This is a genomic window from Sorangium sp. So ce448, assembly GCF_051520915.1.
Taxonomy (GTDB): Bacteria; Myxococcota_A; Polyangia; order Polyangiales; family Polyangiaceae; genus Sorangium; species Sorangium cellulosum_B.
This window is the reverse complement of sequence record NZ_CP150343.1, coordinates 7,293,237-7,308,840: the sequence shown is the minus strand read 5'-3', so window position 1 is coordinate 7,308,840 and position 15,604 is coordinate 7,293,237. Positions and strand designations below refer to the sequence as shown.

General features: G+C 70.2%; 12 protein-coding genes. 9 read left to right on the top strand and 3 right to left on the bottom strand.

Annotation, left to right across the window (positions count from 1 at the left end; translation table 11 throughout):
- Window positions 1-62 precede the first annotated feature (62 nt).
- Window positions 63-1,505 carry a DUF1592 domain-containing protein gene (locus WMF45_RS27605; RefSeq protein WP_437707475.1) on the bottom strand — a complete coding sequence of 481 codons (1,443 nt, stop codon included), beginning with the start codon at window positions 1,503-1,505 and terminating at the stop codon, window positions 63-65.
- A 330-nt stretch (window positions 1,506-1,835) separates the two neighbouring features.
- Window positions 1,836-2,513, bottom strand: coding sequence for an RNA polymerase sigma factor (locus tag WMF45_RS27600; RefSeq protein ID WP_437707473.1), 678 nt, complete (start codon window positions 2,511-2,513; stop codon window positions 1,836-1,838).
- 669 nt (window positions 2,514-3,182) lie between these two features.
- On the opposite strand from WMF45_RS27600, the gene WMF45_RS27595 reads away from it, so the two are divergent.
- Both WMF45_RS27595 and WMF45_RS27590 read left to right on the top strand, forming a co-directional pair.
- A complete protein-coding gene (locus tag WMF45_RS27595) occupies window positions 3,183-4,178 on the top strand; it encodes a zinc-dependent alcohol dehydrogenase family protein (protein WP_437707471.1) in 996 nt (331 codons plus the stop codon).
- 201 nt (window positions 4,179-4,379) lie between these two features.
- Window positions 4,380-5,192 carry a hypothetical protein gene (locus tag WMF45_RS27590; RefSeq protein WP_437707469.1) on the top strand — a complete coding sequence of 271 codons (813 nt, stop codon included), beginning with the start codon at window positions 4,380-4,382 and terminating at the stop codon, window positions 5,190-5,192.
- 70 nt (window positions 5,193-5,262) lie between these two features.
- Here WMF45_RS27590 and WMF45_RS27585 read toward each other — a convergent pair whose 3' ends face one another.
- Window positions 5,263-6,864: a PAS domain-containing protein gene (locus WMF45_RS27585; protein WP_437707468.1), complete on the bottom strand. Its 1,602-nt coding sequence runs from the start codon at window positions 6,862-6,864 to the stop codon at window positions 5,263-5,265.
- A 643-nt stretch (window positions 6,865-7,507) separates the two neighbouring features.
- Between WMF45_RS27585 and WMF45_RS27580 the strand changes: the two genes are divergently transcribed.
- The 7 genes from WMF45_RS27580 (at window position 7,508) to WMF45_RS27550 (ending at window position 15,541) form a co-directional block, all read left to right on the top strand.
- Entirely contained in the window at window positions 7,508-8,707 is a 1,200-nt protein-coding gene (locus WMF45_RS27580) for an MFS transporter (protein WP_437707466.1), read from the top strand.
- Between the two features lie 216 nt (window positions 8,708-8,923).
- Window positions 8,924-10,150: a flavin-dependent oxidoreductase gene (locus tag WMF45_RS27575; protein WP_437707464.1), complete on the top strand. Its 1,227-nt coding sequence runs from the start codon at window positions 8,924-8,926 to the stop codon at window positions 10,148-10,150.
- Complete coding sequence (locus WMF45_RS27570; protein ID WP_437707462.1) at window positions 10,147-10,593, top strand: DUF3237 domain-containing protein; 447 nt, start codon at window positions 10,147-10,149, stop codon at window positions 10,591-10,593. Before WMF45_RS27575 ends, WMF45_RS27570 begins: the two co-directional genes overlap by 4 nt.
- Window positions 10,594-10,650: 57 nt before the next feature.
- Entirely contained in the window at window positions 10,651-11,964 is a 1,314-nt protein-coding gene (locus WMF45_RS27565; RefSeq protein WP_437707460.1) for a hypothetical protein, read from the top strand.
- Between the two features lie 291 nt (window positions 11,965-12,255).
- On the top strand, window positions 12,256-13,233 hold the full coding sequence (locus WMF45_RS27560; protein ID WP_437707458.1) for a fumarylacetoacetate hydrolase family protein: 978 nt from the start codon (window positions 12,256-12,258) through the stop codon (window positions 13,231-13,233).
- Window positions 13,230-14,381, top strand: a complete 1,152-nt coding sequence (locus WMF45_RS27555; RefSeq protein ID WP_437707456.1) for a 4-hydroxyphenylpyruvate dioxygenase family protein — start codon at window positions 13,230-13,232, stop codon at window positions 14,379-14,381. Before WMF45_RS27560 ends, WMF45_RS27555 begins: the two co-directional genes overlap by 4 nt.
- The gene (locus tag WMF45_RS27550) at window positions 14,381-15,541 is read left to right on the top strand and encodes a homogentisate 1,2-dioxygenase (protein ID WP_437707454.1); all 1,161 of its coding nucleotides are present in this window, start codon (window positions 14,381-14,383) and stop codon (window positions 15,539-15,541) included. Before WMF45_RS27555 ends, WMF45_RS27550 begins: the two co-directional genes overlap by 1 nt.
- Window positions 15,542-15,604: the final 63 nt, after the last annotated feature.

The window sequence follows — 15,604 nt, the reverse complement described above, 5'->3', positions numbered from 1 at the left end:
TGTGCGCATCGCTCCTTCGTGCTTCGTCTTGTGCAGAAACAACGCGTGCAGCCTCACCGCGCCTAGTCCTTCGCTCGAAGGCGGAACGCCTCGCTGGCCACCACCTGCTTCGCCAGATCCGCGATCGTGCCGCCGCCCCAGCGCGCGGCGATCTCCTTGATCCTGGTCCTGTCCCCGGCGCTCGGGCGCCGGCGCAGGGCATAGCTGAAGAGCTGCTCGGACGGGCAGGCCCCCGACCGGGCGGCCTCCACGAGCGCCGGCACGAGGCCGGAGATGTCCTCGAACGCCGCGCCCTCGTACACCCCCGTCGCGTCGATCGGGTCGCCGTTCGGGTACTGGGTCCGGTAGGCGCCGATCGGGTCGAAGTTCTCCAGGCTCAACCCGATCGGGTCGAGCACGTCGTGGCAGCCCGCGCAGTCGGGCGACGCGCGGTGCTTCTCGAGCTCCTTGCGCACGTTGGTGACGCCGCCCTCCTCCCCGTCCGCGGCGCCGAGCTCCGGGATATCCACGTTGGCGGGCGGCACCATGGGCGCGCAGAAGAGCTGCTCCAGGATCGTCTTCGCGCGGGACGTGGGAGAGGTCCGGTCGGCGCGGGACGACAGCGTCAGGAACGCTGGGAGCGTGAGGAACCCCTCGCGCACGCCCTCGGGGTCGTTCGCATAGAGCGGCTCGATCAGCCGGCTCTCCGGGTGGGGCGCCGTGAGGAACTCGGACCACGGCCGCCCGCCGGTCGTGAAGCTGGCGAAGTAGTCGTTGACCTGGTCGAGCATCGCGCTCTTCAGCTCATCGTCCCAGTTCGGGAACTGGCTCGTGTCGGCGTTGTGGCTGGGGAGCGTGCGCGTGCCGAGCCACTGCCCGTAGAAGTTCTGGAAGAAGGCGGCGCTCTTCGGGTCGGCCAGCATGCGGTCCACCTGCTCCTCGAGCTCGTCCGCGGTGGCCAGCTGATCGTCCTCCGCCGCGTCGAAGAGCTCGTCGTCCGGGAGCGAGCTCCAGAGCAGGTACGAGAGGCGCGACGCGACCTCGTAGCCGTTGAGGGCGCCCGGCGATCTCGCCGAGTCGGGGCCCAGCTCGATCCGGAGGATGAAATGCGGCGACGTGAGCACGGTCCGGACGACGTGCTGCACCGCCTCGACCGGGGACATCTCGAGGGTGGTCCGCGCGTCGTCGTACTGCGCCGCGTACCGGTCGACCTCCGCCGCCTCGAGCGGGCGCCGGAAGGCGCGCAGCCCGAAGCGCTCGATGATCTGGCGCGCGCACGCGTCGCCCGCGCCCTCTCCCGGCTCGCACACGAGGATCTTGGCGCGCTGCGCCTCGTCCGAGAACGCGTCCTCGGCGAGCGTCCTGGCGGCGTCATAATACCCCTGGACCAGGACCTGCGAGAGGTTCGAGAGCGCGTTGACGTTTGCGTCGAAGCCCTTCGCGCCGAAGGCCGGGAATCCGTCCGCGGGCCGCAGGCTCGTTCCCAGGAGATGGGCGACGGTGGAGTTGTACTCCGACGCTGTCATGTGGTGGAGAGGCATCCTGTCTACAGCGATGGCGGCACCCTGGTCCGGGGTCTGCCCCGGAGTATCCTCCGAAGGGCCATCGTCCCCGAGGGCGCCGGTGCACGAGATGCTCAGGAGGCACCCCCCGGCAGCGATCCATGGACTCGCGAACACTCGGTCCAGTCTAAATGTCATCGTCGGCTCCCGCGTGTGGAATCGGCAGTTCCGTCTTGTGACCGGAGCGCACTGTTTTTGTGATCAAATCGACCGGGTGTGGGCATGGCGGTGAAGATCGCGGTGGGTCGTATGAATCCAGGGTCGGCGGCGAGCGCCTGCTCGCCAGCCCTCGGCTCATCCATGGCGGCCTCCTCGGATCTTGGCGTGGTGGCGCTGCACCGCGTCGGAGAACGCCTGTCGAGCGGCCCTCAGCCGCGCATACACGGTGTTGATGTTCACCCCGATCCCCTCCGCGATCTCCGACGCCGGAAGCTCTTCCAGCTCGGCCAAGAGGAGCACCACGCGCTTCTCCTCGTCGAGCGACGCGAGGAGGTCGTGCACCACGCGCGCGGCCTCCGCCCTCTTCATGACCTCGTAGGGGCTGAGGTCGCTCGGCCCCGCGAGCTCCTCGGGATCCACGATCTCCCCTGTCCCGCGGTGGGCCGGGCTCTGGCGGCGCTGCGACCTCCGGTGCGCCTGCACGACGTTGACCACGATCCCGAAAACCCACGTCTTCAGCGACGAGCGTCCCCGGAACTCCGGGAGCCGCCGGTGCACGACGGCGAACACCTCCTGACATACGTCCTCGCGCGCGGAGACGTCCGCGACGAGGCGGCGCACGGTCCGAAAGACCAAGGGAAAGAGCTCCTCGTACACCTCGGCGAAGTCGAGCGGCGTGGCCTGCACGCCGGCCGCGGAGACTGCGCCGGCGGGCGGAGGCGTCGACGGAGCGACCGCCGCGCGCGCGGTCACGGGCTGCACCTCGCCGCCGGTAGCATCGGAGCTCCCTTCGAGAGGAGTTGCAATCCGCATGGAACATCTCCCCCATCCCTGGCTCAACCTCTCGAGAGTGCGGCATGGATGGCCCTCTCAGCGGGCCCGGACTTCAACACGACAGCGCCGCGCGTCAGGGGCGGCGAGAGGGAGATATTTCTGACAAAGCGATGCTATATCAACACATGAACCGCAGCTGGTATCGCTGCTGTACAAAGATTGCCACTGGCCAGGACTGCGATTCCAGCCGCGGACAAATTGATTGAGCTCACCGTCACTCGCTTCCGCGACGACCGAGCGAATCGATGCCGACGTCGAACGGGACATCAAGGTCTCGGCGCGCGTGGCGACCCCTTCACCGGGGAAGCGAAAGGATACCCGCTGACGCAGATTGTGAACGCTCACACGCGCAGTGTCAACTGCTATCGGCGGGACCTTGGGTATCCTCGATCGCGGGGGAGGGCACGGCTGGCGGGGCCCCTCCGGAGCGCCGGTGCCGGTTCGAGGGGCGAGGCTCGGCGTGCATTGCTATCGAAACGAGGCAGCCAGGCTGGACACGCTCGAGACCATCCGCGAGAAGGGGTGGGAGATCCCGGCCTGTACAGCGGTCCCGGCGTGGACGGCGACGCCCTCTTCGCCGGGGAGGCGATCTCGTGGGCTCGCGTGCAGGACGGGGGGCGCGGTCCGCAATATGCTCGGCGTGGAGCCATGCGCGCCCTCGTCCTGAGAGCCCCGAAGAGCCCGCTCGTGATGGAGGATCGGCCCGCTCCACGGCCTGGGCCCGGCGAGGTGCTGCTCCGCGTGCGCGCCTGCGCCGTGTGCCGCACCGATCTGCACGTGGTCGACGGTGAGCTGCCGGACCCCAGGCTGCCGCTCGTGCCCGGGCATCAGATCGTGGGCGAGGTCCTCGAGGAGGCGCCAACGCCCGGCAACGGGCCGCGGTTCGCGACCGGCGCACGCGTCGGCGTGCCCTGGCTCGGCTGGACCTGCGGCGTGTGCGCGTATTGCCGTGCAGGACGGGAAAACCTCTGCGATCGGGCGCGCTTCACCGGGTACCAGATCGACGGCGGGTATGCGGAGCTCGCGGTCGCGGACGCGCGCTTCTGCTTCCCGATCCCCGACGGCTTCCCGGACCTCTCGGCCGCGCCGCTGCTCTGCGCCGGGCTCATCGGGTACAGGACGCTGCGTCTGGCGGGGGACGCGGAGCGGATTGGCATCTACGGGTTCGGCGCCGCCGCCCACCTCGTGGCGCAGGTCGCCCGCTTCGAGGGCCGGCGCGTCTTCGGGTTCGTCCGGCCGGGGGACGACGCTGCGCGCGCGTTCGCGCTGTCGATGGGGGCCGAGTGGGCGGGCGCTTCCTTCGACGCGCCCCCCGAGGAGCTCGACGCGGCGCTGATCTTTGCCCCGGCCGGCGAGCTGGTGCCGGCCGCGCTGCGCGCCGTACGCAAGGGCGGCGCCGTTGTCTGCGGGGGAATCCACATGAGCGACATCCCCTCGTTCCCTTATTCGATCCTGTGGGGCGAGCGGGTGCTGCGGTCGGTGGCGAACCTGACGCGCCGCGACGGCGAGGAGTTCCTCGCGCTCGCGCCGCGGGTGCCGGTGCGGACGGAGGTGAACGTCTATCCGCTGGCTGCGGCCAACGAGGCGCTCGACGATCTGCGGAACGGCCGCATGTCCGGGGCAGCGGTGCTCGTGCCGCCGTGAACCAGCGCTCACCGAGCGCCGCGCCGTTCAGCGGCAGGAGGAGTCCCACGCTGTCTGGGGCGGCCCGGTGAACCGTTCGCGAAGCGTGACTCAGGCGCACCCCGGTAGAGATTCGAACTCTGCCCGGATACGTGGTTCGTACAGCGAGTCGGTTCCATGGAGGCTCATCTGGAAATAAGATGGACAAGGGGGGTATTGTCCATGAAGTACCGAAGCGCTCTGGTTCTGTGTCCTGCCCTGGTGACGTCGCTGGTCGCTTGCGTGGGCCTGCCGGGAGAAGAACCGTCCGACGTCGGCGTCGCGGAGCAGGCCGCCGTCGTCGACAACTCGCTGACGTCGAACGCGCTGACGTCGAACGCGCTGACGTCGAACGCGCTGACATCGAACGCGCTGACGTCGAACGCGCTGACATCGAACGCGCTGACGTCGAACGCGTTGACGTCGAACGCGCTCCGAGATCCGCTCGCGCGCCAGTTGCTCAAGTACGTTGTGAGCTGCGCCCTGCCGCTGGGGGCGCACTTCGATATCGATATCGACGGCGTGGTCTATGGGTTCGATGGCGGGATCGGCCTCCACAAGAAATGGGGCGACTCGGGCGGATCCTGCGACAATGCGTGCAAGGCGTGGGTGTCGGCATGCGTACTTTCCAGGATCAACCACCTCGGGATCCCGACCCCCATCTCGATGCGAGGGAACAAGAGCGAGCTGTCCTCCGACTCGGCGGAGCGGGCCGCGTACGCGACGCGCGAAGGGGCCTACTATGGCAACATCTTCGCGACTCCGCCTCTTTACTACGCTTGCCTGTCACCCGATCAGACCTCGATCCAGCGGGTGTGCGGGTCATCGCTGGACGACTGCGTCGTCACGGCCGTCGGCAGCTGCCGCGACGCGTGCGACAAGCCGCAAGGCGATGGGAGCTACTCGAACTGCCGCGATCAACCGCGCAACACCTCCGGCAAGTTCCCGAGCGGCACGAGCGCCTATAACGGCTCTGTCACCATCTTCTTGCAGTAGAGGACGCGGCGGCCGCAGACACGCTCCTTTCCTCGTCGCCCTCGCGGAGGACGGAAAACGCCGGCATCGCTCAGCGCCGACCTGACAGCGCGCGGAGGCAGACCTCGATGCCGGCGCGGAGGTTGCCGTGTGTGGTGACGCCCGAGAGGTCGACCCCGATGCCGCACATGGATTGGGCGACGGCAGGCCCGATGCCGGTGAGGACGCCGCGCGCGCCGAGCAGGCGGATCGCGCGGACGATGCGGACGAGGTGATCGGCCGTCGCGGCGTCGACGCTCTCGATGCCGGTGACGTCGATGATGGCGAAGCGAGCGCCTGTGCGCACGACCTCGTCGAGGAGCTTGCCGGTGACGTCGGCCGCGCGGGCGTCGTCGAGCGCGCCGATGAGGGGCACGGCGAGCACGCCCTCGGCGACCTGGAGGATGGGCGTGGACAGCGCGCGGATGAGCGCCTGCTGGCGCTGGATGACCGCGAGCTGACCGGCGATGGCCTGCTTCTGCCGCTCGAGCTCGGCGATGGTGGCGGTCATGTGCTCCTCGTGCTCCCGCTGGGCGGTGATGTCCGTTCCAATGGCGAGGATGTGCGCCGTGCCGTCCTGCTCGACGAGAGGCACCTTGACGACGGACATCCACCGCGTCTTGCTGTTCGGGCGCGTGACGGGCTGAACCCGCGAGACCGGCTGCATGCGCGCGAGCACCTCCCGGTCCATCTCGCCGATGGCGGAGAGCTCGGCGTGGGAGCGCGGCAGATCGTCAACGGTCTTTCCCACCGCGCTCTCCACCGTGGTGTTGTACAGCTCGGCGTAGCTCTTGCTGACGAGCTTCATCTTGCCGTCCCGATCCTTGACCGTGACGACGATCGGGATGGTGTCGAGCACGAGGCGGATGAACTGCCGCTCGCGCTCGAGGTCGAGCTCTGCCTCCTTGAGCGCGGTGGTGTCGATCCGCAGCCCGACGAAGCCGCCGTCGGGGAGGCGGCCGCTCTTGAGGGTGATCCAGCGGTCCCCGAACCGCCGCACGAAGACGTCCCCGGGGCGGCGATGCTCCGCGAGGCGAGCGGCGACCCACTCCTCTTCGCCGAGGCCGCTGTGGAGGTGGATCCCCTTCCGGCAGCCCTCGCGGACGACCTCTTCGAACGTATTGCCCAGCTGAATGGCGGTGGCACATTCGGGGTAGAGCGATTTGTAAGCCGTGTTGAAGAAGCGGAGCCGCTCCTCGGTATCGTAGATGACGAAGCCGACGTCGAGCGCCTCGACGGCCGCTTGCAGGCGCGCTCCCTGCTCGCACGCCGCCCGCTCGGCCCGGCGTTGCTCGGTCACGTCGCGCAGCGCGAGGAGCACGGCGGCGCACGCGCCCGCAGCGTCGACGAGCGGGCTGAGGCTGCCTTCGGCGAGGACGGCGCGCTCGTTCGCGAGGTGGAGGGTGAAGTCGGGCGGCAGGGCGCGCGGGGCGCGATCGCGGAGCACCTGCTCGAGCAGCGCGCCGAGGGGCGCATCGGGCCGCAGGACCTCATCGACGGGCCTCCCCAGCGCCGTCGCGCCGGGCGTGGAGGAGAGGCGCTCGGCGGCGGGGTTCAGCGCCAGGATCCGACCGCTTCCATCGAGCATGAGCAGCGGGTCGACGCTGCAGGTGAAGGCGAGCGAGCAGAGATCGGCAGGAGCGTCGCTAGGCATCGGGAGGAGCGTAGAGCAAGAGCTCCTCAGGGTGTCAGCCTCGGTGATCCCACGACGCATCGACAGGCAGCGGAGCCGCTGGTCGAGCTCAGCCCGGGCGAGGTCCCGTGAACCGCCGGACGACGGCCGCTGCCGGCGCCGCGCCTCCTGGACCACCGCGCGCCGCGGCGCACCGGGTTGCCATCCTGGCATTGTCCGCCCATGCACCCACACATTGTGTGATTCATCCCTCCATTCCTCTCCTCGTCGCTGAGCTCGTCAGGTCACTTGTGCTGTTGTCCTCACCAGGAGGGCAGTCGGCCAGAGCGGGACGTTGGCCGCGAGTCGGCGCGAGAGCGAGAGTGGATCCAGAGAGCACCGCTCCGGGCTCTCGACGAGGGCGCGTGTCAGCGATCCGGCAGCCTCCGCGCCCGCCTCCGCCCCGACCCCCATCGCGGCAGCAAAAATCCTGTCGCCTGAGAACGGCTCGCCTCGAGGCATAGGCGGGTATGCCTATGCCTCGAGCCGGAGGGCTCGGGTACGAAGTCGTTGCAGTCACCTCGGGTCCGTCACGCTCCACCAGCTACGTTCAAACACCGCATCGGTTCGGCTGCCGCCGGCTGCAACCATCCCGGGCAACGGGAACGAAACGGGAGGTTTCCCCATGGGCGCATCGCCCCCTCACGCGCCGCGCGGCGCCGTCACGCTGTCGCTGTGCTTCTTCATCGCGCTGCTGGAAGGGTTCGACATCCAGGCCGTCGGCGTGGCCGCCCCCCTGCTGATCCCCGCCCTCGGCCTGACGCCGGGGCAGGCGGGCGTCGTGTTCGGGGCCGGCATGGTCGGGCTGGTCTGCGGCGCGCTGGCCGGCGGCTGGATGGCCGACCGCATGGGCCGGAAGCCGCTGCTGATGCTGGCCGTCGGCGTGTTTGGCCTGTTCACGCTGGCGACCGTGGTGGCGGGAGGACCGGTGTCGCTGGGCCTCTACCGGCTCCTGGCCGGGACAGGGCTGGGGGCGGCGATGCCCACCCTGGTGGCCATCGCCCTGGAGATCGCGCCGGCCGACCGGCGGACCCGCACCACCACGTTGATGTTCAGCGGCATGCCGGCCGGCGGCGCGCTGGCGGCGCTGTTCGCGGCCGGCTTTCTGGCGCGGTTCGGCTGGCACAGCATCTTCGTGGCCGGCGGCGTGCTGCCGCTGCTGCTGTTGCCGGTCATGGCGCGGCTGATGCCCGACAGCCGCGCAGCCGCGGCCAGCGGCGCCCAGCAGCCAGGCGGGGGGCAGGCGCTGTTCGGCCATGGCCGGCTGCTGGTCACGCTGCTGGCCTGGTTCACCTTCGGCCTGACGCTGCTGGTGCTGTATCTGCTGCTCAACTGGCTGCCGTCGCTGGTGGCGGCCAAGGGCCTGGGCGGAACGGGGGGTGCTGGCGCCGCCTTCGCCTTCAATGTCGGGAGCGTCATCGGCTGCTGGGTCATCGGATTGCTGGTGGATCGGCTCGGGCCGCGCCTCCCCATCATCGCGGCCTATCCCGCCCTGGCCCTGTCGCTGTTCGGCCTGGCGGGGGCGAGCAGCCTGCTGCCGGTGCTGGCGCTCGCCGGGCTGGCCGGCTTCTTCTTGCTGGGCGCGCAATATTCGCTCTATGGCGTCATCCCGCTCTATTACCCGGCGCGGGCGCGCGGGCTGGCCACCGGCGCCTCCATCGCCGCCGGCCGGCTGGGATCCATTGGCGGGCCGCTGGTGGCGGGCCACCTGCTGGGGCAGGGCTGGGGCCCCGCCGGCGTGGCCATGGCCATGGTGCCAGTGGTCCTGTCGGCCGGGGTGGCCGCCGCGGTGATGACCATTCGTGGACGTTATGCCGCTGAGTGAGCAAAGGGCGGAGGCGATCCGCGCCCGGCCGCGCGCCGGGCGCCATTGGGGCGGCGGGGCCTTCGGCCTGCGCCGTCCCGAGGGTCGCCGCCTGCTGGATCGTTCGAGAGGACTGGCTGCTGCTGGCGCTGGCGGCGCTGTTCGTCGCGCGCTTCGCCCGCTCGGCGGCGGCTTCAACGAGGTGCGGCGTCACGCCGCATGTCTGCGGGAGGACTCATGCAGGTAATCGTCGCGGGCGCCGGGATCGGCGGCCTGGCCGCAGCTCTGGCGTTACACGCCTCGGGCCACGAGGTGACGGTGTTCGAGGCCGTGCCCACCATCCTGCCGCTCGGGGTCGGCATCAACCTCCTGCCCCACGCCGCCGAGGTGCTGGACGAGCTGGGCCTCGTCGAGGCCTTGATGGCCCACGGGGTGGCGACCCGCGAGCTTGTCTATTTCAACCGCTTCGGCCAGCGCATCTGGGGCGAGCCGCGCGGCCGCTTCGCGGGTCACGCCGCGCCGCAGATCTCCCTGCACCGCGGCGCCCTGCAAGGCGTGCTGTTCGACGCCGCCGTCGAGCGGCTGGGCACAGACCGGGTGATCTGCGACCGGCGCCTCCTGGCCCACGAAGAGGGCGAGGGCCGCATCGTGGCGCGCTTCGTCGACCGCGAGGGCGTGGTCAGGACGGTTGCGGCCGATCTCCTGATCTGCGCCGACGGCATCCATTCGGCCGCGCGCGCCGGCCTCTATCCGGACGAGGGGCCGCCGGTCTATGGCGGTCGCATCCTGTGGCGGGCGACCAGCGTGGCGGCGCCCTTCCTCACCGGCGCCAGCATGATCATGGCCGGGCATCAGGACCAGAAGTTCGTCGCTTATCCCATCTCCCCACCGGGGCCGGACGGCCGCCAGACGATCAACTGGATCGCCGAGCTCACCGTCGCCGAGAGCCTGCGACGGGAGGACTGGAATCGGCGGGGCGATCCCGCCGACTTCCTGCCCAGGTTCGAGGCCTGGCACTTCGACTGGCTGGATGTGCCCGGCCTGATCCGGAACGCCGAGGCGATCTACGAGTTCCCGCTGGTCGACCGCGATCCGCTGCCGCGCTGGAGCCATGGGCGCATGACGCTGCTGGGGGACGCCGCCCATCCGATGTATCCCATCGGCTCCAACGGGGCGAGCCAGGCCATCCTGGACGCCCGCGCCCTGGTCCGCGCGCTCGCCGCCCACGCCGATCCCGTGGAAGCGCTGGCCGCGTACGAGGCGCAGCGCCTGCCCGCCACCGCCGCCATCGTCGCGGCCAATCGCGGCAACGGTCCGGAGCAGTGCATGCAGATGGCCCAGGACCGCGCGCCCGACGGATTCGACCGTATCGAGGACGTCTTCGCCCCGGGCGAGCTGGAGGCCATCGCCGCCCGCTACAAGGTGCTGACCGGGCTGAAGCGCGCCTCGGAGCCCCGCGCGTGAGCCCTCGCCTCATCCCTCTGATGACGCTCGAGGTGGCGGTGGACCCGCCGGTCACCATCAATCCGAGCTCGCCCGGCCGGCGCTTCATCCCGATTGTCGGCGGCACGGTGGCCGGCGGCCTCGAGGGGCGGGTGCTGCCGGGCGGCGACTGGCAGACGATCTGGGCCGACGGGCGGATGGACATCTCCGCCCACTACATCCTCGACATCGCCGGCCATGGGACAGTGGAGATCCTCTCCGAAGGCGTCCGCGCCGGGCCGCCGGAGGTGCTGGCGGCGCTCGGGCGCGGCGAGGCCGTGGACCCCGGGCTCTACTACTTCCGAACCGCCATCCGCATGCGCACCTCGGCGCCGGGGCTCCTGCGGCTGAACGCCGTGCTGGCCCTGTCCGTGGGCGAGCGGCTCGCCGACCGGGTGCGGCTCACGGTGTACGAGATTGGCTAGGGGGCGCGAGCGCGGCTGAGAGCTTCAAGGCCTCGGATGGCCTGACACGGAGAACGCATGAGCACACAGACGAGAGCGGCGAGACGCCGGGGCGATGTCGGCGCAGGGTTCTTGGCCGTCATCCTCGGCATCACTTCCTTCCATCGTTCGGCAGGCGCACAACCGCCGCCCGAGGCGCCGCCGGCGCCCGCGGGCGAAGCTCCGCCGATCGCGGCCCCCGCTGCAGACGCGAGCGCGGCGCCAGCGCCGCCTGCGGAAGCCAACGCCGGCGCGCCGGCGCCGCAGGGCGCTGCCGGGCCTGGTGCAGCTTCGACGGCGCCGCCGGCGGAGAAGGAGCCATGGAAGAAGCCGGTCAGCGTCGCGGCCTGGGCCCGCGTCGGAGGTCGCTTACAGAACCCCGGCGAGCGCGAGAAGATGGACCGGCTGCTCGGGGACGGAGAGCTGGATCTTTCGTTTTCAGGCGAAATCAACCGATTCATCGGCCTGCAGGGCGCGGTCGTCGCTCAGTTCGGGCCGACCCCGACCGGGGGCAACATCACGGGCAGCGTGACCATCCGTGACGTCATCGCCAAGTTCCAGTTTCATGATCTGCTGAACGTCTGGATCGGTCGAATGATCGTGCCGTCGGATCGCTCCGCATTCTCCGGGCCGTGGTCGATGGGGCCCTGGAACTACCCCGGGTTCTTCGAGCCCTACGCGCCGCCGATCGGGCCGAGACAGGGGCCTTTCGGGCGCAACGATGGGGTGACCGCCTGGGGCAAGGCGGCGGGCGGCCTGTTCAAGTACTACGTGGGGGCCTTCAACCTGCATGACTCTTCGGTGAGCCCGCTTTACACGGCGAGGCTCAACCTGAGCGTGCTCGACCCGGAGCCAGCCTATTACCAGAAGGCCACGTACCTCGGGGAGAAGAGCATCCTCGCGCTCGGCGTGGCGGGTGAGGTGCAGAAGGAAGGTTCGGTCGAATCGCTGCCTCCCCCTGCGGCGGGCGAGCCCGCAGGCATCCCGCGCAAGGACACCTACGGCGAGGTCAACGCCGACCTCCTGTTCGAGAAGAACCTCGGCGCGTCGGGCACCCTCACGCTCGAGGGCGCGTTCTACAAGTACTTCGGCGACTTCGAGAGGTTCGACTATTCTTATTTTGCGCTCGCGAGCTACCTCACGCCGAGCAACGTCGGCGTCGGGAAGTTGCAGCCTCTGGTCCGACTGCAACAGGCGAAGCCGAAGAACGCCGACTCCTATCTGCTCATCGATGCCCAGGTGGGCTACATCATCGAGGGGCACGCCGCGCGTGTCGCGCTCGGCTATCAAAGAAGCGATCTGTCGGGGGCGAAGGGGAACGCCCTGTTCCTGGGCGTCCAGCTGCAAAAGTGATCCCCGGGACGGTGGGGGGTCGCGCCTGCGATCCGTGGCATAGGCGCGTATGCCTATGCCGCGAGTCAGAGGGATCGGGTACGAAATCATTGCAATCACCTCCATGGCGCTCCGCGCGAGATCGTGGGGCGTCGTGAAACCATTGAATCCGGTGTTCATGCGGATCCGTTCAACCGGTCACCCGGTGCACAGCGCGCAAACGAGGACGAGCCCTGGAAGGCGCGACGGGGTTCCTGCTCGTCCGGCGGAGACGAAGCGACTGCCGGGGCGCCATGGGGAGATCGCACGCGCATGAAGCTCGCCTCTCTCCGCGGCCCCGGCCGCGATGGCACGCTCGTCGTCGTCCGTCGCGACGGCCTCGCCTACGCGCCCGCCGGCGCCGCCCTCCCCACGCTCCAGGCCGCGCTCGACGACTGGGAGCGCGCCGAGCCCGCGCTCCGCCGCATTGCGGACGATATCGAGCGGGGCGACGCGGCGGTGACCCCGCTCGCCGTGGAAGATCTTGCGGCGCCGCTTCCGCGCGCCTACGAGTGGGTCGACGGCTCGGCGTACATCCACCACATCGTGCTCGTGCGCAAGGCGCGCGGCGCCGAGCCCCCCGAGACGCTGACGACCGATCCGCTCGTGTACCAGGGCGGCTCGGGCGTCCTCCTCGGCCCGACCGAGGACATCGTCCTGCGCGACGAGGCCTGGGGCCTCGATTTCGAGGCCGAGGTCTGCGCCGTCCTCGGCGATACCCCGCAGGGCACGCGCCGCGAAGAGGCCCACCGGCATATCCGCCTCTTCCTGCTGGCCAACGACGTGACGCTGCGCAACCTCGTGCCCGCCGAGCTCGCGAAGGGGTTCGGGTTCTTCCGCTCCAAGCCCGCCACCGCGTTCTCGCCGTTCGCGATCACGCCCGACGAGCTCGGCGACGCGCTCCGCGACGGGCGCGTCCACCTGAGGCTCCGCTCGACCTACAACGGCGCGCTCATCGGTGATCCCGAGGCCGGCCCGGAGATGCATTTCTCGTTCTTCGAGCTCATCGAGCACATCGCCAGGACGCGCAGCTTCACGGCGGGGACGCTCCTCGGCAGCGGCACCGTCTCGAACCGGGATCCGGCGCGCGGCGTGTCGTGCCTGGCCGAGAAGCGCATGCTCGAGATCCTCTCGGACGGCGCGGCCACGACGCCTTTCATGAAGCCAGGAGACACGATCATGATCGAGATGCTGAATCGCGCGGGAGAGAGCCTGTTCGGGCGCATCGCGCAGCGGGTGGTACCCGGATGAGCGCCAGGGTGGAGTCGATCGGCATCAAGCGGGTGGAGGCGCTGCACTACTACGTGCGCGACCTGGAGCGGAGCCGCAGGTTCTACACGGAGAAGCTCGATTTCCAGGAGATCGCCGCGAGCTCGCCGGAGCTCACGGCGGCGGCGGCGCAGCAGTCGGTCGTCTTCCAGGCCGGCGAGTGCGTCGTCGTCTGCTCGCAGCCCGCCGGCGAGGGCGGGCGGGCGTGGCGGTACCTGCGCAAGCACCCCGACGGCGTGGGCACGGTCATCTTCGAGGTGGAGGACATCGACCGCGCCTTCCGGCTGCTCGACGGCCGCGGGGGCACGCCGATCGACGAGATTCACAGGGCGACGGACGAGGGCGGCACCTTCGCCTCGTTCTCGATCACGACGCCGTTCGGAGACACCACCTTCCGCTTCGTGGAGCGGCGCGGATACAGGGCGCTGTTCCCCGGCTGCGTGGCCTACGACGCGCCGCGCGGCGGCGAGAACCGCTTCGGGATCGCCCGGTTCGATCACATCACCTCGAATTTCCAGACGATGGCGCCCGCCCTGCTCTGGATGGAGCACGTGCTGGGGCTCGAGCCGTTCTGGCAGATCGCGTTCCACACGAACGACGTGGCGAAGGACGCGGACCACGGCTCGGGCCTGCGCTCGGCCGTGATGTGGGACCCGGCCTCGGGCGTGAAGTTCGCGAACAACGAGCCTTACCGGCCGCACTTCAAGAGCTCGCAGATCAACGTCTTCAACGAGGAGCACCGCGGCGACGGGGTGCAGCACGTGGCGCTCGCCGTGGAGGACATCCTCGCCGCCGTGCGCGCGATGCGCGGCCGCGGCGTGGAGTTCATGCCGACCCCGGCCGCCTATTACGACATGCTGCCCGAGCGCCTGCAGCGGCTCGGCATCGGGCAGATCGACGAGGACGTGGCGGAGCTGCGCGAGCTCGAGGTGCTCGTCGACGGCGACGGCGCGAGGTCCTACCTGCTCCAGATCTTCCTCAAGGAGTCGTCGGGCACGCACCGCGATCCCGACGCCGGGCCGTTCTTCTTCGAGCTCATCCAGCGCAAGGGGGACCGCGGCTTCGGCGCCGGCAACTTCCGGGCGCTGTTCGAGAGCATCGAGCGGCAGCAGAAGGCGGGGCACGGCTGATGCTCGATCGCGTCGTCGCCGGGATCGTCCCGCCCAAGCACCACATCGCCCTGCGGAGCGAGGCGGGGGATCTCCGCTACGAGGAGTGCCTGACGCGGGCGGGCTTCGACGGCCCCTACACGATCGCCTACCACGAGCGCCGGCCGCACGAGCACCGGGTCGCGGAGGCCGCGCACGGCTTCACGCTGCCGGTCGCCGCGCCGGCGCGCCCGCTGGCGAAGCGGCACTACCGGTCGCAGGATCTGCCGCGGCGGGGCGGGCCCGCCGTCGACTGCCGCGTGCCGCTGCTCTTCAACGACGACGTGGTGATCGGGCTCGCCCAGCCGGACGCGGCCGATCCTGTGTACTTCGCGAACGCGGACGCCGACGAGCTGTTCTTCGTCTTCCACGGGGGCGGCGTGCTGCGCACGATGCTCGGCGATCTCCGCTTCGAGCAGGACGACTACGTCGTCATCCCGAAGGGGCTCTTTTACCGCTTCCTCCCGGACGCCGCGCCCCAGCGGTGGCTCTCGATCGAGGCCGCGGACATCCACCTCCCGGGCAAGTGGCGCAACGACGTCGGTCAGCTGCGGATGGACGCGCCGTACTCGCACCGTGATTTCCGGCGGCCCACGTTCGTCGGCCCCCTCGACGAGGGCATCCGCGCGCTCGTCGTGAAGCGCAGCGGCGCCTTCCACGGCTTCACCCTCGAGCGCTCGCCGCTCGACGTCGTCGGCTGGGACGGGGCGGTGTACCCGTTCGCGTTCCCGATCCAGCGCTTCCAGGCGCGCGTCGGGCTCGTGCACCTGCCTCCGGACTGGCACGGGACGTTCGCCGCGCGCGGCGCCCTCGTCTGCAGCTTCGTGCCGCGCCCGACCGACTTCCACCCGGAGGCGATCCCCTGCCCGTACCCCCACGCGTCGGTCGATTGCGACGAGCTCCTGTTCTACTGCCGCGGCAACTTCACCTCGCGCCGCGGCGTCGGCCCCGGCAGCATCTCGCACCATCCGGCCGGCGTCCCGCACGGGCCGCACCCGGGCGCGTACGAGGCGAGCCTCGGGGCGCGCGAGACGAGCGAGCTCGCGGTCATGCTCGACACGACCCGCCCGCTCTCGGCCACCGCGGCCGCGCTCGCGGTGGAGGACCCGGGCTACCAGGACAGCTTCATCGCGGGCCCCTAGCGGGGTCGGGCGCTCGGCCGACGATCTTCTCGCTGGATTCCAGCGCGCGCCGTGCGTCGTGAA